At 58.3% G+C, this 21628-nt stretch carries 28 protein-coding genes and 1 riboswitch; of the genes, 14 read left to right on the top strand and 14 right to left on the bottom strand.

All coding sequences use genetic code 11. The features are described 5' to 3' along the window. Positions 1-78: 78 nt before the first annotated feature. Positions 79-1005 carry a bestrophin gene (locus FY156_02925; protein UXS00517.1) on the bottom strand — a complete coding sequence of 309 codons (927 nt, stop codon included), beginning with the start codon at positions 1003-1005 and terminating at the stop codon, positions 79-81. Between the two features lie 258 nt (positions 1006-1263). Here FY156_02925 and FY156_02930 point away from each other — a divergent pair, with 258 nt between their 5' ends. Together FY156_02930 and FY156_02935 are read left to right on the top strand one after the other, a co-directional pair. Further along, on the top strand, positions 1264-1974 hold the full coding sequence (locus FY156_02930) for a YafY family transcriptional regulator (protein ID UXS00518.1): 711 nt from the start codon (positions 1264-1266) through the stop codon (positions 1972-1974). A gap of 47 nt (positions 1975-2021) precedes the next feature. Further along, positions 2022-2390, top strand: a complete 369-nt coding sequence (locus tag FY156_02935) for a drug:proton antiporter (GenBank protein ID UXS00519.1) — start codon at positions 2022-2024, stop codon at positions 2388-2390. A 4-nt stretch (positions 2391-2394) separates the two neighbouring features. On the opposite strand, the gene tam is transcribed toward FY156_02935, so the two are convergent. Beyond that, positions 2395-3165 carry a trans-aconitate 2-methyltransferase gene (gene tam, locus FY156_02940; protein ID UXS00520.1) on the bottom strand — a complete coding sequence of 257 codons (771 nt, stop codon included), beginning with the start codon at positions 3163-3165 and terminating at the stop codon, positions 2395-2397. Between the two features lie 245 nt (positions 3166-3410). Here tam and FY156_02945 point away from each other — a divergent pair, with 245 nt between their 5' ends. Continuing rightward, the gene (locus tag FY156_02945; GenBank protein ID UXS00521.1) at positions 3411-4292 is read left to right on the top strand and encodes a branched-chain amino acid aminotransferase; all 882 of its coding nucleotides are present in this window, start codon (positions 3411-3413) and stop codon (positions 4290-4292) included. A 56-nt stretch (positions 4293-4348) separates the two neighbouring features. Here FY156_02945 and FY156_02950 read toward each other — a convergent pair whose 3' ends face one another. Further along, entirely contained in the window at positions 4349-5233 is an 885-nt protein-coding gene (locus FY156_02950; GenBank protein UXS02998.1) for a LysR family transcriptional regulator, read from the bottom strand. 96 nt (positions 5234-5329) lie between these two features. Here FY156_02950 and FY156_02955 point away from each other — a divergent pair, with 96 nt between their 5' ends. Further along, positions 5330-5872 carry an N-acetyltransferase gene (locus tag FY156_02955; GenBank protein UXS00522.1) on the top strand — a complete coding sequence of 181 codons (543 nt, stop codon included), beginning with the start codon at positions 5330-5332 and terminating at the stop codon, positions 5870-5872. A gap of 20 nt (positions 5873-5892) precedes the next feature. Here the strand turns inward: FY156_02955 and FY156_02960 are convergent, their stop codons facing one another. Then, on the bottom strand, positions 5893-6198 hold the full coding sequence (locus FY156_02960) for a hypothetical protein (protein UXS02999.1): 306 nt from the start codon (positions 6196-6198) through the stop codon (positions 5893-5895). Between the two features lie 251 nt (positions 6199-6449). On the opposite strand from FY156_02960, the gene FY156_02965 reads away from it, so the two are divergent. Together FY156_02965 and FY156_02970 are read left to right on the top strand one after the other, a co-directional pair. Then, complete coding sequence (locus FY156_02965; protein ID UXS00523.1) at positions 6450-7052, top strand: superoxide dismutase; 603 nt, start codon at positions 6450-6452, stop codon at positions 7050-7052. Positions 7053-7159: 107 nt separating this feature from the next. After that, the gene (locus FY156_02970) at positions 7160-8005 is read left to right on the top strand and encodes a phosphatase (protein ID UXS00524.1); all 846 of its coding nucleotides are present in this window, start codon (positions 7160-7162) and stop codon (positions 8003-8005) included. Here the strand turns inward: FY156_02970 and FY156_02975 are convergent. Beyond that, the gene (locus tag FY156_02975; protein ID UXS00525.1) at positions 7994-8704 is read right to left on the bottom strand and encodes a YafY family transcriptional regulator; all 711 of its coding nucleotides are present in this window, start codon (positions 8702-8704) and stop codon (positions 7994-7996) included. The two genes, FY156_02970 and FY156_02975, sit on opposite strands and share 12 nt — an antisense overlap. 134 nt (positions 8705-8838) lie before the next feature. Between FY156_02975 and FY156_02980 the strand changes: the two genes are divergently transcribed. The 6 genes from FY156_02980 to FY156_03005 all read left to right on the top strand — a co-directional run bounded on the left by FY156_02980 (position 8839) and on the right by FY156_03005 (position 12854). Further along, positions 8839-9468 (top strand): LysE family translocator, encoded by a 630-nt coding sequence (locus FY156_02980; GenBank protein ID UXS00526.1) that lies wholly within the window; start codon positions 8839-8841, stop codon positions 9466-9468. Between the two features lie 116 nt (positions 9469-9584). Then, positions 9585-10019, top strand: a complete 435-nt coding sequence (locus FY156_02985) for a cytochrome c (protein ID UXS00527.1) — start codon at positions 9585-9587, stop codon at positions 10017-10019. Positions 10020-10132: 113 nt separating this feature from the next. Next, entirely contained in the window at positions 10133-11050 is a 918-nt protein-coding gene (locus FY156_02990) for a cytochrome c (GenBank protein UXS00528.1), read from the top strand. 34 nt (positions 11051-11084) lie between these two features. Further along, a riboswitch (cobalamin riboswitch) is annotated at positions 11085-11329 on the top strand. 156 nt (positions 11330-11485) lie between these two features. Next, positions 11486-11671: a CbtB-domain containing protein gene (locus FY156_02995; GenBank protein UXS00529.1), complete on the top strand. Its 186-nt coding sequence runs from the start codon at positions 11486-11488 to the stop codon at positions 11669-11671. A gap of 126 nt (positions 11672-11797) precedes the next feature. Continuing rightward, positions 11798-12532, top strand: a complete 735-nt coding sequence (locus FY156_03000; GenBank protein UXS00530.1) for a CbtA family protein — start codon at positions 11798-11800, stop codon at positions 12530-12532. 4 nt (positions 12533-12536) lie between these two features. Then, entirely contained in the window at positions 12537-12854 is a 318-nt protein-coding gene (locus tag FY156_03005) for a hypothetical protein (GenBank protein ID UXS00531.1), read from the top strand. An 8-nt stretch (positions 12855-12862) separates the two neighbouring features. On the opposite strand, the gene FY156_03010 is transcribed toward FY156_03005, so the two are convergent. From FY156_03010 to FY156_03030, 5 genes are all read right to left on the bottom strand, one after another. Further along, positions 12863-13432: a glutamine amidotransferase gene (locus FY156_03010; GenBank protein UXS00532.1), complete on the bottom strand. Its 570-nt coding sequence runs from the start codon at positions 13430-13432 to the stop codon at positions 12863-12865. Between the two features lie 21 nt (positions 13433-13453). Further along, positions 13454-13942, bottom strand: a complete 489-nt coding sequence (locus FY156_03015; GenBank protein ID UXS00533.1) for a GNAT family N-acetyltransferase — start codon at positions 13940-13942, stop codon at positions 13454-13456. Positions 13943-14137: 195 nt separating this feature from the next. Further along, positions 14138-15085, bottom strand: a complete 948-nt coding sequence (gene pip, locus FY156_03020; protein UXS00534.1) for a prolyl aminopeptidase — start codon at positions 15083-15085, stop codon at positions 14138-14140. A gap of 83 nt (positions 15086-15168) precedes the next feature. Then, a complete protein-coding gene (locus FY156_03025) occupies positions 15169-15582 on the bottom strand; it encodes a helix-turn-helix domain-containing protein (GenBank protein UXS00535.1) in 414 nt (137 codons plus the stop codon). 58 nt (positions 15583-15640) lie between these two features. Further along, on the bottom strand, positions 15641-16129 hold the full coding sequence (locus FY156_03030; protein ID UXS00536.1) for a hypothetical protein: 489 nt from the start codon (positions 16127-16129) through the stop codon (positions 15641-15643). Between the two features lie 150 nt (positions 16130-16279). On the opposite strand from FY156_03030, the gene dmeR reads away from it, so the two are divergent. After that, positions 16280-16552, top strand: coding sequence for a Ni(II)/Co(II)-sensing transcriptional repressor DmeR (gene dmeR, locus FY156_03035; GenBank protein UXS00537.1), 273 nt, complete (start codon positions 16280-16282; stop codon positions 16550-16552). 21 nt (positions 16553-16573) lie between these two features. Then, positions 16574-17572 carry a CDF family Co(II)/Ni(II) efflux transporter DmeF gene (dmeF, locus tag FY156_03040; protein UXS00538.1) on the top strand — a complete coding sequence of 333 codons (999 nt, stop codon included), beginning with the start codon at positions 16574-16576 and terminating at the stop codon, positions 17570-17572. A gap of 11 nt (positions 17573-17583) precedes the next feature. On the opposite strand, the gene FY156_03045 is transcribed toward dmeF, so the two are convergent. The 4 genes from FY156_03045 to FY156_03060 all read right to left on the bottom strand — a co-directional run bounded on the left by FY156_03045 (position 17584) and on the right by FY156_03060 (position 21336). Then, positions 17584-17874 (bottom strand): hypothetical protein, encoded by a 291-nt coding sequence (locus FY156_03045; GenBank protein UXS00539.1) that lies wholly within the window; start codon positions 17872-17874, stop codon positions 17584-17586. A 258-nt stretch (positions 17875-18132) separates the two neighbouring features. Beyond that, positions 18133-19248, bottom strand: a complete 1116-nt coding sequence (locus FY156_03050; protein ID UXS00540.1) for a glycine betaine/L-proline ABC transporter ATP-binding protein — start codon at positions 19246-19248, stop codon at positions 18133-18135. Continuing rightward, complete coding sequence (locus FY156_03055) at positions 19241-20149, bottom strand: proline/glycine betaine ABC transporter permease (protein UXS00541.1); 909 nt, start codon at positions 20147-20149, stop codon at positions 19241-19243. The genes FY156_03050 and FY156_03055 overlap by 8 nt, the downstream gene beginning before the upstream one ends. A gap of 176 nt (positions 20150-20325) precedes the next feature. Then, the gene (locus FY156_03060; GenBank protein UXS00542.1) at positions 20326-21336 is read right to left on the bottom strand and encodes an ABC transporter substrate-binding protein; all 1011 of its coding nucleotides are present in this window, start codon (positions 21334-21336) and stop codon (positions 20326-20328) included. Between the last annotated feature and the right edge of the window lie 292 nt (positions 21337-21628).

The raw sequence follows: 21628 nt of genomic DNA on the forward strand, positions 1-21628 counted from the left end.
AAGGCCTGGAAAGCCTCCCCTATTAACGGCTGCAAACGGCACGAGTTTCAAGCAAAAGATGTCTTTCTTCCGCAAACCCTACATCAACACGTAGTCGACCGCGCGCGGATAGGCCGGAAGATCGGTCTCGCCCACGCCTTCACGCAGGTTGATTTCGATGGTGGTGGCGAGCGCACTGATCGGCAGTGCGTTCAGGCCTTCACCGAACGGTTCTTCCAGCTCGTCCGAAAGTGCGTCGAGCCCGAAGAAGGTGTAGGCAATAAGGGCGCTGGTGAAAGGTGTTGCCCAACCAAGCAGGTCGGTGAAGCCGAACGGCAGCAACAGACAGAAGAGATGCGCTGTGCGATGGAGAAGCAGCGAATATCCGAAAGGAACAGGTGTGTGGCGAATACGCTCGCATGAGGCCAGCGCGCTGCCCATCTGCTGGACGGTGCTATCAAGCATCTGGAGTTGGATATCGCTGATTTGTGCCTTCGCATTGGCGCTGAACAGGTCCGAGGAGAGCCCCCGCAGCAAGGTCTCCGGCTTATTACGGCTTTGGGCATAACGTTCGGAAAGATCGGCCGGAATGAGTTTGATGATGGCGCTTTTGTTGCCGCTGGGGCGCAGGAAGCTGACCATCTCGTGACAGAAGGCAATCGTCACGTCGATAACCCTGCGGCGTTCGAGGGGATCGGAAACATCCTTGCGCATCTCCAGCATTTCACTCTGTCGCCCGAAGGTCCGCGCCGCCATGATAAGAACGCCCCACTGTTTGCGTGCTTCCCACCAGCGGTCGTAACAGGCATTGGCGCGAAAGCCGAGGAAGACGGAGAGCGCAATGCCCAGTAAAGAAAACGGTGCACCGTTGAACGCGGGAATAACATCCGGGCGATCCTTGTGCGCCCAGACGACAAGCGCGGACAGGAGAAAAACAGCGAGTACCTGCGGAAATATACGGCCAACGATGGAGCCGCGCAGGATGAAGAACAGTTGAAGAAGACTCGGACGGGGACGGACGATCATGGATGCAACTCGAATGGAAAACGGGGCTGTGGCCAAGGAATCTGGCTGGCGCCTATTCGCGCCTGAAAAATGACATTTGCCAGTCCTCATTCGCGCGCCGGCACGGGACATATTGCCGCAATGTCCTTGCCGGGAAAATCCCCTTTCGGCCTTGTTGAACTGAAGTGTGTGTTGGGCTTGCGACGAACAGTGGTGAAGGGGTAACAACCACAAGGCCAAAACGCCACACGGTCGAGGGCGGGCAGGGAGGAAAGTCGCGTGTCGCGTTCACAACGCCTTCTTGATCTGCTGCAGGTCCTGCGTTCCCACCGTATGCCAGTCAGTGGTGCGACACTCGCCGCTCAAACCGGCGTCAGCCTGCGCACGCTCTACCGGGATATCGCGACATTGCAGGCCCAAGGGGCGGATATAGAGGGAGAGGCGGGCGTCGGTTATGTGCTGCGTCCCGGTTTCATGCTGCCACCGCTGATGTTTTCGCAACAGGAGATCGAGGCGCTGGTCCTTGGGTCCAGATGGGTGGCGGGCCGGGCAGACGACAGGCTGGCGGATGCCGCGCGTGCCGCCCTCGTCAAGATTGCGGCCGTACTTCCCGACACGTTGCGTGAGGAACTGGACAACTCTGCTTTGCTCGTCGGCCCCGGTCAAGCAGTGGTCGCGTCGCGCATCGATCTGGCCGACGTGCGAAGCGCCATCCGCGTCGAGACGAAGGTGGTTTTGACCTACCGCGACGAAAAAGGAGATCTGACGGAGCGTGTGGTCTGGCCTTTCGCCCTGGCTTTTTTCGATCTGGTGAGGGTGGTGTTGGCGTGGTGTGAGACGCGTCAGGATTTCCGCAGTTTTCGCGCAGATCGCATTGAGGGCTTCGGCACGATGGGAGAGCGTTATCCGCGTCGTCGCCAGACCTTGCTGAAGCAATGGCGTGAACGCGAAAAAGAACGACGGCGCCAACAGCATGCTGACAAAAACTGACAGCATGGGGGTCTAGGAAGGGCTCATCCACAACAAAGGAGATAGCCATGACCCACCCCGGTTTCACCATTCTCTATGTCGACAATCCGCCTGCAAGCAGCAGTTTTTACAAAGGTTTGCTGGGTGTTGAACCGGTCGAATCCTCGCCGACCTTTTCCCTGTTCATTCTCAACAACGGCATGAAGCTTGGCCTCTGGTCCCGCCATGCGGTGGAGCCGAAGGCCGCGGCTGCTGGCGGTGGTGGCGAACTGGCGTTCAGGGTTGCCAATGACGCAGACGTGGCGGAAACCCATGCTGCCTGGAAGGCCAAGGGACTGGCTATTCTGCAGGAGCCGACGGTGATGGAGTTCGGCAGGACTTTTACCGCTGCCGATCCCGATGGTCATCGTTTGCGCGTCTATGCGTTTTCGGGCTGACGGCCTACTTCTTTACGGCAACCACAAAAATGCGTGGGAACCGTAGCAGCAATCGGCCGTCCGCCATGGGCGGATAGGCCGCAGCGATCCGGGCGGTGTAGTCTTTCAGGAAAGCCGCCTGGTGTTCGTCTCCCGCTGCGGCAAGGTAGGGACGAAGCCCGGTGCCCTTCACCCATTCGACAATGGCATTCGCATCAGCCATCGGATGATTATAGATCGTGTGCCATACATCGACCCGTGCGGATTTCGGGGTCAGCCGGTCGAAATAGGCTGATGGCGACGGTAGCGGCTTACGGCGCAGACGGCCGCCAGCAAATGCCTCGCTCCACGGGCCGGCCGCACCTGTTTCCTCCATCATCACATGCGTCGGTTCGGTCAGATTGTCCGGCATCTGCACGGCAAGCACGCCGCCGGGTGAAAGACTGTCCATCAACCTCTCCAGAACAGACAGATGGTCGGGCACCCATTGAAAAACCGCATTGGCATAGAGAAGATCAGCCGGTTGCGTCGGTTTCCACTGCGCAAGGTCCGCTTTGCCGAATTGCGTGTTGGGCAACCTGTCGGCAGCCTTGGCCAGCATGTCGTCATCACTGTCGACGCCGGTGATGACATTGACGCCGAAACGATCGGTCAAAAGTTCCGTAGAGTTGCCGGGACCGCAGCCAAGGTCGTAGCCGTTCATGACGCGTTCGAGCGGCACTTGCGCCAGGAGATCGCGTGCTGCACGGGTCCTCTCATCCTCGAATTTCAGATATTGTTGCGCCGACCAGACCATGATGTCCTCCTGCTGAAAGCCGAATGGGGCTGAAACATCGCATGCGCCATGCCTCGTCACCACCGGCTAATTCATGAATTCTTGTGATGGATATATTCATCAACCGATTGTTCCGGCTTGGAAAATATCATCGCCAAGGCTTGCTGGAGTAATTTTCCATCAAAATCATACATCGTGGAAATAAAAACTTGACCTTGAGGGGCGAGAGGCATTCACTCCGGCCACTTTCAAGACAGGAGACCGTTATGAGCGTCGATACCGCACCCCGATCAACCACCTGGACCTATGTTGACGGTCAATGGCTGCCGGGCAACCCGCCCCTCATCGGCCCGACCTCGCATGCCATGTGGCTGGCCTCGACGGTGTTTGACGGCGCACGCTGGTTTGACGGCGTTGCTCCGGATCTCGACCTGCATTGCCAGCGCGTCAATCGCTCCGCGACAAACATGGGCATGACGCCGACGATGACGGCGGAAGAGATCGAATCTCTGGCGCTGGAAGGCGTGAAGAAATTCGATGGCAAGACCGCTATTTACATCAAGCCGATGTACTGGGCCGAACATGGCACACCCGGCAGCGTGGTTGCGCCTGACGCGGGTTCCACGCGTTTTGCGCTTTGCCTTTTCGAAGCCCCGATGGATGCCGGCAAGCCCCTGACACTGACGGTTTCGCCGCTGCGTCGTCCGTCTCCGGAAACCGCGATGACGGATGCCAAGGCTGGCAGCCTTTATCCCAACAGCGGTCGTGCCATCCTTGAGGCCCGTTCGCGTGGTTTCGACAATGCGCTGATGCGCGATATGAATGGCAATGTTGCCGAGACGGCGGCCTCGAACATCTTCATGGTCAAGGACGGCGTGGTTATGACGCCGGTCCCGAACCGCACCTTCCTCGCAGGCATTACGCGTTCGCGCGTTATCGGTCTTCTGCGCCAGGCAGGTTTCGACGTCCGCGAAACAACTTTGTCGGTTGATGATTTCCGCGCAGCCGATGAAATCTTCTGCTCCGGCAACTATTCCAAGGTTTCGCCGGTCACCAAGCTCGATGATCGTGAATTGCAGGCCGGACCGGTCGCGCGCAAGGCGCTCGACCTTTACATGGACTGGGCACGTCTCGGCAGCGACGTATAAGCCGGATTCGAAGTTCGAACACCGAATAAAGCCCGTGCCAACAAGCGCGGGCTTTATTATTTCCCCAAAGCCGGTAGTGCAGCGGCAAGGGCCCGCAGCGGCGCCGTCATGTGTTTATCGCGGCGAAGTGCCAGTGCGATGCGGCGTTCGACGGGCGGCGCCAGGGAACGCCATGTCAGCCCCGAAAACTCGTCCTTCTGTTCGACCGCCATGCGCGGCACGATGGCGATGCCGAGGCCGGCTTCGGTCAGTTTCTTGATGGCCTCGACGCTGCCAAGCTGCATGGCAGGCTGCACGGCACGCCCTCTTGCTGAAAACCATTGATCCGTAAGCTTGCGGGTATTGCCTCCCTCATAAAGCAGGAGCGGTTGTGCGGAAAGGAAGGACGCGTCCATTGCCTGATCGGCCGGGAAGCTGTCGAGTGGGAACGCCGCGACCATCTCATCCAGATAGATCTCGCGAATATCAAGGCTTCGACCGCTGGCAGGTAGCGCGACCACTGCCGCATCGATGGTGTTGGCTTCCAGATGTCGCAGAATATCGGCAGTGTTTCCTGTCTGAACCTCGATATCGAGGCCGGGCATGGCCTTTCGTATTTTGCCGAGAACAGGCGGCAGGAGATAGATGCAAGCGGTTGCTCCGGTGCCGATGCGAAGTCGCCCGCTTGCACCGTCGCGGTGCGGTGCGACGGTGTCTAGCGCATGGGCGACCTCCTCGGCAATCCGCCTGGCATGAACCAGAAAATCGAGACCCGCCGCTGTCGGCTGTGCCCGGCGTCCGACGCGTTCGATCAGGCGCACACCGAGCTGTTTTTCGAGCAGACGAATATGCAGACTGATGGCGGGCTGCGTCAGTCCAGCCTTATCGGCTGCTGCCGAAAAGCTGCCGAGCTCGGCCACATCCATAAAACTGCGAACCTGCCGCAGATCGACGTCCATGATAAAAGAAAACCTTATCGTTTGTATAAGTTCTATAATCTTTAATTTGTTTCAGCCGCGATGCACAATGGTTTCGTGAATGATTGCAGGACTTATTGAATGACACTCCCGAAAGCGCAAAGCCTCACCATCCGCCCCTGTGAGGAGGCGGATATTCCCGCTATCACGGCGATTTACCGCGATGCCGTCCTGAATGGTCGAGCCAGCTTTGAAATTGATCCGCCGACCGTGGACGATATGCTGGCGCGTCGCGCCGCACTGGTGTCGGGGGGCTTTCCGTACATCGTCGCAGAAATGTCAGGGCAGGTGGCGGGATATGCCTATGCCGGCGCCTACCGGGCTCGCCCGGCCTATGGCGCAACGGTTGAAGATTCAGTCTATGTTGATCCAGCCATGAAGGGGCTGGGGATCGGGCGCAGACTGATGGACGCTCTGATCGAGGAAGCAACAGCACGCGAGTTTCGGCAGATGATCGCCATTATCGGCGACTCGGCCAATACTGCTTCCATTGGTGTTCACCGCGCAGCCGGATTCGAGCACGTCGGCACATTCCGCTCCATCGGCTGGAAACATGGGCAGTGGCTGGATACCGTGCTGATGCAGCGCCCGCTGGGAGAGAGCGATACGACGCCCCGTTTTTGAGGCGCCGTAAAATTTGATCGTCAGGGTTTGGTCGAACCGGGAATTTCGACCTTCAGCGTGTCACCGGCAAGCTCGCTGCCCAGTTCTGCTAACTTCGTCTTCTTATCATAGACGCAGATGTGACTGATCGTGGCATCCGCACCCTTGGCCTTGCCGGTCAGAATCGCAAGGCCGAAATTCTCGCTGCCGATCGGATCGACAACGGCTTTGGCGTCCTCGATCATTCCCTCGCTTGCGGCAAGGCACTTCGCCTGTACGTCCCCGACGAACTCTTTCCATGCCTCGTCAGATGACGCGGATGCAACGCCTGCGGCAAGCAAAAACAGGGTGGCGGCGACAGCGCTGGTTTTCATCACGGGATTCCTTTTCTATTGCGACGCTGGACGGGCGAACGGATGAGCGAAAAACGGTACGCTTGGCTTGTGAAACAATTGTGGTCGAAAGGGTGTTGAGAGGAATTTTCTCTTTTGTTGGAACATTTTGATAATTCGCAGGTTGCCCAAACAGATCTTCGCTCCTATGGTCCGCTCACACGGTTTCTAGGAGCGGTTGTCCGCTGCAAAAAGGAGTAAAAACCATGGCTTTTGAACTTCCCGAACTCCCTTACGACTACGATGCGCTTGCTCCGTACATGTCGCGCGAGACGCTTGAGTTTCACCACGACAAGCACCACAAGGCATATGTCGACAACGGCAACAAGCTGGCGGCGGAAGCCGGTCTGGCTGACCTGTCGCTGGAAGAGGTCGTGAAGAAGTCCTTTGGTACCAATGCAGGTCTCTTCAACAACGCTGCCCAGCATTACAACCACGTTCATTTCTGGAAGTGGATGAAGAAGAACGGCGGCGGCAACAAGCTGCCTGGCAAGCTGGAAAGCGCCATTGCATCGGACCTCGGCGGCTACGACAAGTTCAAGGCTGATTTCATTGCCGCTGGCACTACGCAGTTCGGCTCCGGCTGGGCATGGCTCTCCGTCAAGAACGGCAAGCTCGAAATCTCCAAGACCGCGAACGGCGAAAACCCGCTGGTTCACGGTGCAGAGCCGATCCTCGGCGTCGACGTCTGGGAACACTCCTACTACATCGACTACCGCAACCTGCGTCCGAAGTACCTGGAAGCTTTCGTCGATAGCCTCATCAACTGGGACTACGTTCTCGAGCGTTACGAAGCCGCTACCAAGTAAGCTTCGCACCCTACTTTCTTCGAACACCCGGCCTTCGTGCCGGGTGTTTTGTTTTTGTGCTGTGCCTGTCACAAGCCTGTCATGGGGCCCGTTTATCGCGGCCCATCATGACTGATATCACGCCCCCGCTGTTCTCCTTCGGCATTGTTGCCGACCCCCAATATGCCGACATTGATCCGCGTCCCGAAATGGGCAGGTATTATGCCGAAAGTCCGCGAAAACTGGCGCAGGCTATCGAGGTCTTTAACGGCCGGGACCTTGCGTTCGTCGTGACGCTCGGCGACATCATCGATCGTGGTTTCGAAAATTACGACACGATGCTGGCGGTTTACGAAGGCTTGCGCCATCGTTCGATCCTGCTGCCAGGCAATCACGATTTCGCCGTTTCGGTCGAGCATCTGCCAAAAATCCATTCGCGGCTCGGGATGCCGTCGCCATGGTACGATTTTGCCATCGGCAAGGTGCGTTTCGTCGTGCTGGATGGCAACGACGTCAGCCTGTTTGCACCACCGCTCGATGATCCGCGTCGCACAGTTGCAAGAGAGCGGCTGGACGCCTTGCACGAAGTTGGTGCGATCAATGCGCAGGACTGGAACGCATCGTTGAGCGACGCTCAGTTCGAATGGCTGGAAGGTCTGCTCGAAAAGGCCGATGTGGCAGGCGAACGCGTGGTGATCTTCTGCCACTACCCGCTGTTTCCCGAAAATGCCCATAACATGTGGGATACGCCTCGCATCATCGACCTTCTTACGCGCCATGTCTGTGTCGGCGCCTGGTTCTGCGGTCATAATCACGAGGGCAATTACGGTCTCTTGAACGGCAAGCATTTCGTCAATTTCAAAGGCATGGTGGACACGCCCGATGAGAACGCCTTTGCCATTGCCGAGGTCTATGCCGATCGCATCGAGATCACCGGCTTCGGGCGTGAAGAAAGCCGGTCTCTAGGGTTTTGACGTGGCGTTTTTCGGCTGATTGATGTCCCAACCGCTAATCCATAGCTGACGCAGCGCTTCGCCTTCGTTTCGAAAGAAGGTGCCTGTCTGGCCGCATGTGACCACGCGGTCGGACCTGAAATTGCGGATCGCCTGTCTCAGTTCGCACCATGCGACGATGTTGGTCGTCTCGGAGTAATAAATGACGGCGATGGGCCTGATACGTCGATGCGTCTGTGTGCTGCTCTCATCGCGATAGGCGATATCCAGTTTTTCCTCGTCCCGCACAGCCCGCCGGACAATCGCAAGGTCGATACCGCTTGGGGTTGGCGCCACGCTGCCCCAGGCATGCAGAGCGTTGGCCGTCAGCGTCCGCGATAATGGCTCGGGCACGGAGGCGGCGATCTTGTCGCTGACCCTTTTGGCCGCCTGTCGCAACTCGGTGTCCGCCGTTCTGCCAATCAGCGCGAGGGCCAGAACAATCGCCTCCGTTTCCTCGATCGAAAACATCAGCGGCGGCAGGTTGAAGCCGGGCCGCAGAATGTAGCCGACCCCGCGTTCGCCTTCGATCGGCACGCGCATGGTCTGAAGCGCGACGATGTCACGATAGACGGAGCGTGCGGTGACCTCCAGCGTGTCGGCGATCTGCTGTGCGGTTACCGGTTTGCGGGCCACACGCAGGATCTGGATGATTTCGAACAGTCTCGACGCCTTGCGCATCGCCGTTTTCCTGAAGCCATTGCTCACTCAACTGACATAACGTTGTCAGTTGCCATTCCCTATAAACGGAAAAACACATTGAGAAACAGGGTGTTTTCTTGATGCGCATTGATCCGATATCGGGAGATACTGACATGAGCTACGCGGAAAATCTCTGGCTTTTCTTTCTTGTGCTGTTTGGCATCGTCATTCTGCCGGGCATGGACATGCTGTTCGTTCTGGCGAGCGCGTTGACGGGCGGCAGGCGAACCGGCCTGTCGGCGGCAAGTGGCATGAGTGCGGGCGGCATTGTGCACTCCCTGTACGGTGCCGTTGGTGTGGGGGCGCTTGCTGTCTGGATACCATCGCTGTTCAAACCGCTGTTGATCGCCGGTGCAGCCTATATGGTCTGGATCGGAATCAGCCTCGCGCGCAGTTCCATCGTCGTGAACGGTGGCGAAGCGGATGCCAGCGCCTCGGCCAGAAAAGCGTTCTGGCGCGCCATGCTCACCTGCCTGTCGAACCCCAAAGCCTATCTCTTCATGATGGCGATCTATCCACAATTTCTCAAACCCGCCTATGGGCCGATCTGGATGCAGGGCGCGGTGATGGGCCTCATGGTCGCGGCAACCCAGTTTGCGGTCTATGGCGGGCTGGCATTAACGGCGGATAGAAGCAGGGCATGGCTTGTTTCCTCACCTGCTACCACTGTTTTCATCGGTCGCGCTGCGGGTGTGATGCTGGTTGCAGTCGCATTGCTGACACTCTGGGAAGGGTTGTCTTAGGCTTCTGTTTTCACGCGAAATTTCACTTCAATGTGACTTCTTTTTGCCTGACGGAACGGGCATCCTCGCCCCGTTCGTATCAAGCCCGTTACCTGTCGGGATCAAGGAGAGAGTTCATGAAACTGAAAACCATCACGGCAGCGATGCTGTTCGGCTGTCTGTGCGCCGGTGCGGTTTACGCAGCCGGCGAAGTCGAAAAGCGCGAAGGCATGATGAAGCAGATTGGCGGCGCGATGGGGTCGCTCGCCGCCATTTCCAAGGGGCAGAAGCCTTTTGACGCCGAGGCGGTCAAGACTGCCGTGACGACAATCAGCACCAACGCCAAGGCTTTCCCGGACCAGTTCCCGGCTGGCTCCGAAGCTGGCAGTGCGGCAGCACCCGCCATCTGGGAAAACTTCGAGGACTTCAAGGCCAAGTCTGCAAAGCTCGGTGCAGATGCGGACGCGATTCTCGCCAGCCTGCCCGTGGATCAGGCCGGCGTCGCAACCGCCATGCAGAAACTCGGCGCCGATTGCGGTACCTGCCATCAGACCTACCGTCTGAAGAAGTGATGTTCATCGCATCGGGAAAGTCGCCTTCGGGCGGCTTTCTCTTGAGGCGTCGGATCGATCCGGTGCGCTCAGTGCAAATGTGAATGTCGATTGGTCTGAGAGGGGAGAGGGGTATGCCTTCCATCTGGACGAAACTTGCGGGCGGCGCCGTATTGGCCGCAGCCGCTGGTTTCGGTATTTTTATGGTCGTTACGGCGCCCGAGCGGCAGGCGCCAAGCCACTGGGCGAGCCTTGGAGAGCCGGACCTCGCCAACGGCGAGACGCTGTTCTGGGCAGGCGGTTGCGCAAGCTGTCATGCTGCGCCCGGTGTAACAGGTGATGCACTTCTGACGCTTGCTGGCGGTCAGGATCTGCCGAGCCCTTTCGGAACCTTCCGTGTGCCGAACATCTCGTCTGATCCGCAGCACGGTATTGGTGGGTGGACGCTGGCGCAGTTTGGCGACGCCATGACACGGGGCGTCGGCAAGGATGGTGAACATCTTTATCCGTCCTTCCCCTATGCATCCTATGCCAGGATGACCTCCAAGGACATCAACGATCTCTTCGGTTACCTCAAGGCGCTTCCCGCGAGCCAGAACGATGCACCGGGACACGACCTGCCATTCCCGTTCAACATGCGTGTCACCTTGGGTGGCTGGAAATTCCTTTATTTCGATAAGGGCGCCCCTCGTGTCGAACTTGCCAATGCCGATGCCGAACTGCTGCGTGGCCAGTATCTGGTGGAGGGCCCTGGCCATTGTGGCGAATGCCATACGCCGCGAAATGCGCTTGGCGGCTTCCTTGCGGACAAATGGCTGGCGGGCGGTCCCAACCCGGAAGGTGAGGGCAGAATTCCTGACATTACGCCAGCATCTGAAAGCATCGGCGGTTGGGCCGCCGAGGATATCGCAAGCTACCTCGAGACCGGCTTTACACCGGAGTTCGACAGCGTCGGCGGCTCCATGGTCAAGGTCCAGCAGAACATGGCACGGTTGACGGCGGACGACCGGGACGCGATTGCCGCCTATCTGAAGGCTGTTCCGGCGCGTTGAGGTGGAGAGGCATTGACTCTCCACTATCGCCGTCGGATAACAAAACTGTGATGGTTCCTTCCGGAAATCCGGAAGGTGAAAAGGGAACACGATAAGGAGCAATCCCCATTCGTGGCTGCCCCCGCAACTGTGAGCGGAGAGCCTGAAACGGAAATACCACTGGTCGGCTGCATGGCTGGAACCGAAAGGTTGGGCTCATGCGGGGGATAACCCGGCCGGGAAGGTGTTTCAGGTTTTGACCCGCGAGCCAGGAGACCTGCCCTCACGGAAATGTTTATGCCGGCGGGGTGTCCGGAGCAGCAGGATTACAGGGGCAGGTGACTGCGCCTGTGTCAGTCTCGCATTCCCCGTGGTGAATTGTATCGATGCGGTCCTGCGCCTGGATTGGACGCTTGCCCGCTCACAATGGCGCTGACGCGCCGGGAGAGGCTCACCATGTCTACCATCAATCAAAATACCGCCAATGCCGCTGTAACAGCGAAAAGCAGCAGCATTGCCCAATCGCTGACAGCGATCGTTCTCGGCCTGTTCGTCGTCGGTTTCGTCGGCTTCTCGCATGTCGAAGCTGTTCACAACGCAGCGCATGATACGCGCCACGCCAATGCGTTTCCCTGCCACTAAAGCTGAATGATTTCGGGGACTTTGTACCCTGAACGTGAAGCTGCTCCAGAATTTGAGGAAACAGGGCATGATGACGTTCGAAAGCCACCGATGCTTTCGGGTTCATGCTCCTGAGGGGGAAATTGCATGTCGTCTTTTCGCAATATTGTTTTTACGTCGGTGCTGGTCGGCTTGATTGGCGGCGTCGCCGTTTCGGCCATGCAGGCCGTTGGCACCACACCGCTGATCCTGCAGGCGGAAACCTACGAAAGCGCTGGTGGTGAAGCTCCACACAGCCATGACACAGCGCCGGCAACTGATGCACAAACGACCGCACAGGCTCCAGCCCACACACATGAACATGACGAAGACGCCTGGGCTCCGGCTGATGGTTTCGAACGTGCGGCCTATACAGTCGCAGCCAATGTTCTGACGGCCATCGGTTATGCACTCGTCTTGACCGGCCTCTTGTCGTTGCGCGGCACCAACGGTGGTTGGCGTGAGGGCCTGTTGTGGGGTGTAGCGGGGTTTGCTGCCGTCATGCTGGCGCCGATGATCGGTCTTCCGCCAGAACTGCCTGGAAGCCCGGCCGCCGCACTCGCCGCTCGTCAAACCTGGTGGATCGCAACCGTTGCCGCGACTGGCGGCGGTATTGCGCTGATCGCTTTCCGGCGTGAACCCTGGACGGCGGTTCTGGCTCTGGTGCTGATTATCGCGCCGCATGTGGTGGGTGCGCCGCTTCCGCCGGAAGGTGAACATGCGCTGGCGCCTCTGCCGCTGGAGCGTCAGTTCATCGTTGCCGCGACGGTGACGAGTTTCGTCTTCTGGGCATTGATTGGAACGCTGAGCGCCTTCTTCCTGAAGCGTTTCCAGTCGGTTTGACACCATGCGGGACGCGGCAGAATGGAGCGACGAACTCGACGCGCTGCGTTTCGCCGTTCCCGGTCACGGCGCGACCTGCGCCGTGCACCGCCTGGCCTTCAAGGCGTTGTTGAAGGGCGAGCCGGATCAGATGGCCGTTCTTGAGTATTTTCAGCAACACAGTGTCGCGTTCATTGCCGCTGCAAAGGCCAAGATCGACCGCCTGGACCTTCCTCTCGATCGCAGTCTGCATCTCAACAGCCGCGATATTCGTCGCGTGTTAGCTGGCGAGGGCGACGCTGTTACCCCTCGCATCTGCCGCGTTCTGGATCGCGGCAGATAGCTTCTGTCCTACTTCGTGTGTTCCGCTGCGAAAATTCTCAATTCCGCTTCGGCCTCCGGACCAAAGAGGCCAAGGGCTTTGAGAATTTCCGTTGCGAAACTGACCGGTGCGCTCCCCGGTGCCGTGACGATACCGCCGTCGCTGACGGCTTGCGGTTGATCGCGATAAAGACCTTCACCCAGATAGGCTTGATAGGCACGATGCGATGCCAGCGAGTTGCCGGTATGAGCGACATCGTTGAGGATGCCGGTTCCCGCAAGTGCGCTTGCGGCGGCGCAGATCCCACCGATCACACGCCCCTCGTTTCGAAACCGGTGCACAAGGGCACTGATATCCGCGGCCTCGCCTTTTTCCCAACTGAGACCACCGGGGATCACCAGGGCATCGATATTATCTGGATCAAGCGCGTCGTAGCGCATGTCGGGTACGACGTGCATCCCGCCCATGGAGACCACCGGCTGTCCGCTTGGCGACGCATGAACGATGTTCACGCCCAGATAGCTTCGGGCTGCTGCGGTGAGCAGTGCGGGCTCCCAGTCGGCAAAGTCTTGCGCCAAGGCGATAGCGATCCGAGTCATGGCCTTCTCCGTTGAGGATAATCAGGCGATGGACTGCATGTAACGCATGCCGGTGACGGGGCGTGGCACGAAATCCATGTTTTCATAGAAACGATGGGCAGCGACGTTGCCGGTAGCCGCACCAACGGAAAGGTAGTCGCATCCGAGACGCTTGGCGATATCGCGAGCCCGCGATACGAGGTGCTGCCCGGTTCCATGGCCGCGATGGCCGTCACGCACGAAGAGATGGTGCAGTTCAAGGCCGCGTCGACCTTCCTGCGCCCTGTAAAGCGGCAGGAGCAGTGCGTAACCGATCAGCTCGCCATCCGCTTCAGCAACAAGACCGTGAACCCAAGGAAGGGCGCCAAACAGATCGCGTTCCAGCTTTTCGGGTGTCATCACAGATGCATCACCGTGATGGGCGGCAAGCAAGGTGATCATTTCGTTGAGTTCGGGAAGATCGGTCTTGCGCGCGCCGCGAATGATGACGACGGGCGGTCTGGGCAGTGTAAGGGCGCTATCTTCGGTCATTTTTCTGGTCCTTCGGTTCTATTTTTGCCGTCAGGACGCTTGAAAACAACAAAGCCGCCTGACGGCGGCTTGTTGACAATATGATCTGTCGAGCCGCCCTTTACAGGTAGGCCCAAAAGTACGAGCAGGAGATGGGTGCGCGTTCGTTGATCATGCGCAATGGATGCTCTCGAATCGGAAATCTGTCAAGGCCGTTTACAATGCAAATCGTGCGGTCGCTGAAAGAATGGCATCTTCCATCCCCGTGTCACTCGTTGCGTGCCCCGCGCCGTCAATGAGAACGAGTTCACTCCCAGGCCAGGCGGCAGCAAGTTCAAAGGCGGTCACCGGCGGACCCTGCAAATCCTGCGTGCCCTGAACAAGCACTCCAGGGATGCCCGCGAGCACCTCTGCCTCTCGGATCAAGGCCCCATCCTCAATCCAGGCGGAGTGTTGGAAATAATGCGCACAAAGGCGCGCGCGGGTCAGCCTGTAACCACTGTCTTGCCATTTCGCAGGAAAGGCAGCACCGGCCGAGGATGTTATCGAGCCGGATTCCCAAAGGTGCCATTCCAGCGCGGCGGCTTCGCGAGTGGTGACATCGGCATCGGTCAGGAGCTTGTAGTAGGCTGCGACCGGATCGCACTGCATCTCCGCATCCGGTATGGCGGCGATAAATCGCTGCCACTGCCGGGGGAGAAACATCGATAGGCCTTTGTAGAGCCACTCGATTTCCATTTTTCGCGTTGTGGTGACGCCGGCCAGCACCATGGCGCGGACATGTCGGGGGAAGCGTTGGGCATAGGCCAGCGCCAAGGTCGACCCCCACGACGTGCCAAACACCATCCAGCTTTCAATGCCGATGGATGCCCTGATGGCCTCCATATCGTCGATCAGATGATGAGTCGTATTATGTTCGAGGCTCTTCGCTGCGTTCGGGGTGCTGAGCCCGCATCCTCGTTGGTCGAACTGTATGATGTGATAACGCGACGGATCGAAATATCGCCGCGCTGATACCGACATGCCGGAACCAGGACCGCCATGCAGCAGGAGAGCTGGAAGTCCCTTTGGCGTGCCAGACAGGGTCACGTGCAGGCGGTGTCCATCGGAAACGTCGAGGAACCGCGTTTCATAGGGTTCGATGGCGGGGAAGATGTCGGTCATGCAGCCTATCTCTTTGAGGGGAGAGGAGCGCAGTACATGCGGTGAGTGACAGTTGCGTGTCACCAGCCAAGGTCATCTATCGATCAGTGCTCGCCGTGGCACATGCCGTGGTCGGAGAGCGCGCGGATCACATAGCAATCCTCGATCGAATGGCCGTCGCAGTGCGAGACGATGCGCTCAAGCTCGTGTTCGAGCTTTTTCAGCCGTGCAATTTTTTCTCTGACGTCTGCGAGATGTTCGGCGGCGATACGGTCCGCACCCTCGCAGGGCATTTCGCGGTGTTGGCTGAGCGCAATGAGTTCGCGAATAGCGTCGATATTAAGTCCGAGATCGCGGGCATGGCGGATGAAGGCCAGACGTTCCAGATCGGTCTTTTCGTAACGGCGCTGATTGCCCTCGGAGCGATCCGCCTCGCGGATAAGGCCCATCTGTTCGTAATAGCGGATGGTCGGCACCTTGACACCGGTGCGTTTGGAAAGTTCACCGATCGAATACATCTATCTCTCCAGAGCTCTAGTGACTGGAGAGATAGGTTTTTCCTGGAGAATTGCAATATTACAGCGACAATGCCGTCCGCTGTTCGTCACCGGCCTGCTCGGCTTTTTGATTGTCAGGGTCGAGCGAGCGCTTGATCACGTCTGCAATCTTGTCTTCGATGGCCTTGCGTTCGTCAGCCGGCATCGCCGCAAGTTCGTCTTCCGAAATGCCCATCTGCTCAAGAGCTCTTGCGCGGATCATTTCGGCAGGCGTCATTTGCGACCATTCCTGCAGTTCGGCCAGCAGGCGGTCGTCGGAAGAGGTGTCTGCCGCCTCGCCGGAGAGCGTGGTGCGGACCGCATTCGCGCTGTCCAGTTCCCAAAGTGCAGAAGCAAGAGACGAAGAGCTGATGCTGGCGATGCTGTCGCCACTGTCGGATGCGGACTGGCCGGCGGTGGCCGGTTGCGCCGTCGACACGCTGGGAGAGGTGAACCCGGCATCGGCTATCGACTCACGCGTTCTGTATCGTGTCAGATAGTAGCTGTCTGAAGTCGAGATGGTGGTCACTGCGATTCTCCTTCCTGCGACCCGAATGACCAACAGGTAGATTCCGAAGCATTCGCGAGGGTTGCGTCCCACCGACGCAGCGCAAGAGAATGCAGCTTCTCATTCTGATATCCTTATAGTATACCCCCCTATGCTATATGGAGGGTGACGATGTCCCACACGATCAGAGACAAGGACAAGCTTCTGGCTCGCATCCGCCGCCTCAAAGGGCAGATGGAGGCCGTGGAACGAGCGCTTGAGGCGGGCAAGCCCTGCGGTGACGTCCTGCAACTGTTGGCGTCCGTGCGTGGTGCCCTGACCGGTCTGACAGGGGAAATCATGCAGGAGCACCTGCATGAGCATGTCGTGCATGCTGAAAATGAAGACGAACGGGCAAAGGCGGCGGAAGAGCTGGCTGCCGTGCTCAAGACCTATATCCGGTAATTGAAGACGGGGCGCTGCATCATGACGATGACGACAGACACATTGACAACGGCTTCACACGAGCACGTTTTTCTTGGCGATAATCACGAGCGCAACGAAAAGCGTGTCTGGATGGTCATCGCGTTGACGACGGTGATGATGGTGGCCGAAATCGTCGCGGGCAACTGGTTCGGTTCCATGGCGCTGACCGCAGACGGCTGGCACATGTCGACCCATGCCGGTGCCATGTTGATCTCTGCACTGGCCTATATGTATGCCCGCCGCGAGATCAAAAATCCGCGCTTCACCTTCGGGACCGGCAAGTTCGGTGATCTCGCAGGTTTTGCCAGCGCGGTCGTGCTGGCCGTTGTTGCGCTGATGATTGCCTGGGAAAGCGCCCTGCGGTTTGTCTCTCCGGTCGAGATCGATTTCAATCAGGCGATCCTCGTCGCCGTCATCGGTCTCATCGTCAACCTTGTCAGCGCCTGGTTGCTGAAGGACGATCATCACCATCACATAGGTCATGACCACGATCATGGAAGTCACGCGCATCACGGCAGCCACGCCCATCATGGAGATCATGCCCATCACGGTGAACACGCGCATCATGGCGGCAAGGATAACAACTTGCGCGCTGCCTACCTGCATGTGCTGGCCGATGCACTGACCTCTGTTCTGGCCATCGTTGCGTTGCTGCTTGGCAAGTGGAATGGCTGGTCGTTTCTCGATCCTGCCATGGGCATCGTCGGCGGGTTGGTGATTGCCCGTTGGTCGTGGGGTCTGATCCGCGTCACGGCGGCGACACTTGTTGATGCCGTGCCGGTGACGGAAGATCTGCCGAAGGAAATTCGAGAGAAGGTAGAGACGGCCGAAGACCGGATTACCGATCTGCACGTCTGGCAGGTCGGGCCGGGGCATCATGCCGCAATCGTCGCCATTCGTTCCGAGGCACCACAGGCGCCTGCCTTCTACAAACAGAAGCTTGCGGCGATAGATGAGCTTTCGCACATAACGGTCGAAGTCAGTCCGCTAACGGCCTGAAAAGAATCGACCTAGTCGTCGTACTCGGAATAGGCGCTTCGAACCCACTGGACCTGTGCTTCCGCCTTGTCCTCGGCGGAGGCCGGCGTGGGGCTGTCCTGATAGGTGGGGGCGTTGGCACTGCCCACGGCCCACAGCACATTGGCCAGCGAGGTGGAGAGCACTGTACTGGAAACGGTGGGGTTGCCAGGGCCGCGCTTCACGGCCTGTTCTTCGGCGGCATTCTGTTGGCTGCCGCCCTTGTCTATGTCCCGGACACGTCCTTGATAATTGTATCCGCTGAGGCTGCTATCGATCTGCATGGCAGTGATTCCGCGTTTATAAGTTAACAAATGGTTAACGCGGACAGCTTGTGCGAAGCTTGCAGATGCTGCGTTGCAGCGACGTATTGGCTTGACAGCAGAGGAAGTGCTGCTTCGTTTTTGCGTTTCCGGGGCTTGCAAAACAGCAAAAAGACGTGAGCCGGACCGATTCCCTCAAAAAACGCCCCGCGTCCTTTCGAACGCACGGCACTTGAATAGTCGCGTATGGCGCATCGCAATACGCCACGGATGGGCCAATCAGGCCAGTTGTTTTTCCGGCGCTTTCTCCGGGGTCTTGTCGTCTGCCACGGCCTGCTCTTCTGGTTCCTGATCCGGTTCTGCTTCCGGTTCCTGCACTGCAGGCGTTACCATCGCAGCCACCAGGGTTTCGATGCCAATGGTGCCGACCGGCTTGCCATCTTCGTCAACCACGTGCGCGGTTGTTTCATTGGCTTCGGAAAGATCGCGAGCAATGGTTTCCAGCGTTGCCGTTTCCGGCACCGGCATGCCTTCCGGCTTGGCCACCAGCGGCTCCATTACCGTCGTCGCCTGCAACACACGGCCACGATTGACGTCACGCACGAAGTCGCTGACATAGCCGTCGGCCGGCGAAAGGATGATGCTCTGGCCGTCACCCTGCTGCACGACTTCGCCGTCTTTCAGAATGGCGATGTGATCTCCCAGACGCAGCGCTTCATCCAGATCGTGGGTGATGAAGACCACCGTCTTTTGCAGTTCCTGCTGCAGTTCAAGCAGCATCGTCTGCATGTCGACACGGATCAGAGGGTCAAGCGCCGAATAGGCTTCGTCCATCAGCAGAATGTCGGCGTCATTGCTCAGTGCGCGGGCAAGGCCAACGCGCTGCTGCATGCCGCCGGAAAGCTGGTTCGGGTAGTAATCCTCATATCCGGCCAGGCCGACCCGCTCCAGCCAATAACGGCCTTTCTCTTCACTCGTCTTGCGCGGCACGCCCTGGATATCGAGTCCGTAGACGCTGTTTTCCAGCACGGTACGGTGCGGTAGCAGGCCGAACTTCTGGAACACCATTGCCGTCTTGTGGCGGCGAAACTGGCGTAGCGCCGAGGCATTCATCGAGCAGATGTCTTCCCCATCATACAGTACCTCACCGGCGGTCGGGTCGATCAACCGGTTGATGTGACGGATCAGGGTGGATTTACCGGAGCCCGAAAGACCCATCACAACGGTAATCTTGCCGCCCGGCATGGTGATGTTGATGTTGTTCAGACCGAGCACGTGGTTGTGCTTGTCGTTTAGCTCGGTCTTGTCCATGCCGGCGCGAACCGCTTCGAGATATTTCTCAGGATGCTTGCCGAAGATCTTGTAGAGATTCTTGATTTCGATGCTTTTAGCCATGGCTGACCTCGCGATGTTTCTGGAGACGTTTGCCGAATGCCTGGCTGGCGCGGTCGAACATGATGGCGATGGCCACCAGCGCGAAACCGTTCAGGAAACCGATTGTGAAGAACTGATTGTTGATGGCTTGCAGCACGTTTTTGCCAAGACCGCCGACGCCGACCATGGAGGCCACGACGACCATGGCAAGTGCCATCATGATGGTCTGGTTGATGCCGGTCATGATCGTGGGCAGCGCCAACGGAAGCTGGACATTGAACAGCTTCTGGCGGTTTGACGAACCGAAAGCATCGGCCGCCTCAAGCACTTCACGATCCACCAGCCGGATGCCGAGGCTCGTCAGTCGAATGACCGGCGGAATGGCGTAGATGACAACCGCGATCAGGCCGGGCACCTTGCCGATGCCGAAGATCACCACGACCGGAATGAGATAAACGAAACTCGGCAACGTCTGCATCACGTCGAGCACTGGATTGATGATGCGCTGCATGCGATCCGAGCGGCCCATGACGATGCCAACTGGCAGGCCAATGACCATGGCGATGAGGGTGGCGATGGCGACAATGGAAAGCGTCGTCATCGCATCACGCCACAGACCAACCGCGCCGATCAGGCAGAGCGAGAGAGCGGTGCCGGCGGTGATGCGGAAACTGCGACCTGCAAGATGCACAAGGGCGAGAATACAGAGAAAGATGATGATCCATGGCGTCTGGATGAAAAACCGTTCCGATGCGTTCAGGAAGAGCTGCAACGGGTGCACGACCGTATCGATGATGTCGCCATAATTGCGAACGATGTCGCGGAACCCGTCATCGATTGTTTTGCGCGCCACGCGCATGGTGCTGTTGCCAATAGCCGGAAACTTGCACAGCATGTCCGGCATGTAATCACATAAGGCCATTATTGTTGTTTTCCTTATTGTCGCTCACGGGAGCGGAGTAGCGGCCGCCAGAGGGGCGGTATGTCTTGAACATGCCCATAGCCGCTCAAACCACGGGCGGTTTGAAGGGATAGGGGCGAACGAAGGCTTCCGCCGGGTGGTGTTCCCGGCGGCTGCATGGTTTTGTCTGTTCAGGCTCAGATCGATGCCTTGATCTTTTCGGCGACTTCCGGCGAAACCCACTTCGTCCAGATTTCCTCGTGGTTTTCGAGGAAGTACTGTGCGCCGTCTTCGTTGGTGCCCTGGTTTTCATCCATCCAGGCAAGGATTTCGGCGACGGTCGTGTTGTCCCACTGGCGCGCCTTGACGTAGTCCGCAGAGGCGCCGGCCTTTTCGGCAAAGTCCTTGGTCACGACGGTAAACACATCCGCGACCGGATAGGCGTTCGGCTTCGGATCGGCGCAATCCACTTTGGCCGTGCAGACATCAAAAGCTGCACGGTCGAGTTCCACGCCGTCATCCAGCTTTACCATCTCGTATTTGCCGAGGATGGCCGTCGGTGCCCAATAGTAACCAAGCCAGCCCTGCTTCTTCTCGAAAGCATTGGCGATGGAGCCATCGAGACCTGCGGCCGAGCCGGTGTCGACGAGCGTGAAGCCCTTCTTGTCGCCTTCGCGCGCCTTGTAGAGGTTAGCCGTCGTCACCTGGCAATTCCAGCCAGACGGGCAATTGTGGACGGCGCCCTTGCTGGCATCTTCCGGGGCAGGGAAGAGTTCGGGATGCTTCAGTGCGTCCTCGACGGTCTTGATCTCAGGATTTGCGTCTGCAACGAATTTCGGGACCCACCATCCTTCAACGCCGCCGTCAGTCAGGATTTTGGTGGCTTCAACCAGGCGGCCTTCCTTGATGGCTGCATCGAGCGGATCACGAACGGCGTTGACCCAGAGTTCCGGCGCCATGTCCGGTTGCCCCTTTTCGTTCATGGAAGCGAAGGTCGGCATGGTATCGCCGCTGACGATGTTGACCGTGCAGTCGTAACCGTTTTCCATGATGAACTTGTCGACATACGCTGCGACACCGGCCGATGCCCAGTTCATTTCGGCGATGGAGATTGAGCCGCATTCTTCGGCGGCGTTGGCGGAACTTGCTGCACCGGCAGCGACGAAAAAGCCCGTTACGAGAATGGTCGAGGCGAGGAGTTTCTTCATGGTTATAAGACCCCCAAGTCTAATGCAGTGTTTTCAAAAGGCATACCGGGGCACTGCAAAGCCCGGCCTGCCAGAACATCGGCGCGAAAATCACGATGATTTTCGAAAAGCGCGATGCATTGCGAAACCCACGAAGAACCGTTCATGCCGGTGCTCCAGGGCAGACTGACATGGCGCTGGAAAAGCTGGAAAAGACCAGCCGAAAGAATAGTCGCAAGGCAAGCGACGAGAGCGCCGCGAAACCAGCGGCGAAAATGCGCATAAATATGTCAACGAGCTGAATAATACGGCT

It is taken from the genome of Agrobacterium tumefaciens, from assembly GCA_025559845.1.
GTDB lineage: Bacteria > Pseudomonadota > Alphaproteobacteria > Rhizobiales > Rhizobiaceae > Agrobacterium.

Bases quoted from the DNA above. Each gene is read 5' to 3' on its own strand.
- dmeR (UXS00537.1), top strand. From the start codon at position 16,280: ATGTCCCACACGATCAGAGACAAGGACAAGCTTCTGGCTCGCATCCGC.
- FY156_03015 (UXS00533.1), bottom strand. From the start codon at position 13,942: ATGACCGAAGATAGCGCCCTTACACTGCCCAGACCGCCCGTCGTCATC.
- FY156_03010 (UXS00532.1), bottom strand. From the start codon at position 13,432: ATGACTCGGATCGCTATCGCCTTGGCGCAAGACTTTGCCGACTGGGAG.
- FY156_02985 (UXS00527.1), top strand. From the start codon at position 9,585: ATGAAACTGAAAACCATCACGGCAGCGATGCTGTTCGGCTGTCTGTGC.
- FY156_02925 (UXS00517.1), bottom strand. From the start codon at position 1,005: ATGATCGTCCGTCCCCGTCCGAGTCTTCTTCAACTGTTCTTCATCCTG.
- FY156_03000 (UXS00530.1), top strand. From the start codon at position 11,798: ATGTCGTCTTTTCGCAATATTGTTTTTACGTCGGTGCTGGTCGGCTTG.
- tam (UXS00520.1), bottom strand. From the start codon at position 3,165: ATGGTCTGGTCGGCGCAACAATATCTGAAATTCGAGGATGAGAGGACC.
- FY156_02990 (UXS00528.1), top strand. From the start codon at position 10,133: ATGCCTTCCATCTGGACGAAACTTGCGGGCGGCGCCGTATTGGCCGCA.
- dmeF (UXS00538.1), top strand. From the start codon at position 16,574: ATGACGATGACGACAGACACATTGACAACGGCTTCACACGAGCACGTT.
- FY156_02970 (UXS00524.1), top strand. From the start codon at position 7,160: ATGACTGATATCACGCCCCCGCTGTTCTCCTTCGGCATTGTTGCCGAC.
- FY156_02955 (UXS00522.1), top strand. From the start codon at position 5,330: ATGACACTCCCGAAAGCGCAAAGCCTCACCATCCGCCCCTGTGAGGAG.
- FY156_02935 (UXS00519.1), top strand. From the start codon at position 2,022: ATGACCCACCCCGGTTTCACCATTCTCTATGTCGACAATCCGCCTGCA.
- FY156_02995 (UXS00529.1), top strand. From the start codon at position 11,486: ATGTCTACCATCAATCAAAATACCGCCAATGCCGCTGTAACAGCGAAA.
- FY156_03050 (UXS00540.1), bottom strand. From the start codon at position 19,248: ATGGCTAAAAGCATCGAAATCAAGAATCTCTACAAGATCTTCGGCAAG.
- FY156_02945 (UXS00521.1), top strand. From the start codon at position 3,411: ATGAGCGTCGATACCGCACCCCGATCAACCACCTGGACCTATGTTGAC.
- FY156_02975 (UXS00525.1), bottom strand. From the start codon at position 8,704: ATGCGCAAGGCGTCGAGACTGTTCGAAATCATCCAGATCCTGCGTGTG.
- pip (UXS00534.1), bottom strand. From the start codon at position 15,085: ATGACCGACATCTTCCCCGCCATCGAACCCTATGAAACGCGGTTCCTC.
- FY156_02980 (UXS00526.1), top strand. From the start codon at position 8,839: ATGAGCTACGCGGAAAATCTCTGGCTTTTCTTTCTTGTGCTGTTTGGC.
- FY156_02965 (UXS00523.1), top strand. From the start codon at position 6,450: ATGGCTTTTGAACTTCCCGAACTCCCTTACGACTACGATGCGCTTGCT.
- FY156_03060 (UXS00542.1), bottom strand. From the start codon at position 21,336: ATGAAGAAACTCCTCGCCTCGACCATTCTCGTAACGGGCTTTTTCGTC.
- FY156_03055 (UXS00541.1), bottom strand. From the start codon at position 20,149: ATGGCCTTATGTGATTACATGCCGGACATGCTGTGCAAGTTTCCGGCT.
- FY156_03045 (UXS00539.1), bottom strand. From the start codon at position 17,874: ATGCAGATCGATAGCAGCCTCAGCGGATACAATTATCAAGGACGTGTC.
- FY156_03025 (UXS00535.1), bottom strand. From the start codon at position 15,582: ATGTATTCGATCGGTGAACTTTCCAAACGCACCGGTGTCAAGGTGCCG.
- FY156_03005 (UXS00531.1), top strand. From the start codon at position 12,537: ATGCGGGACGCGGCAGAATGGAGCGACGAACTCGACGCGCTGCGTTTC.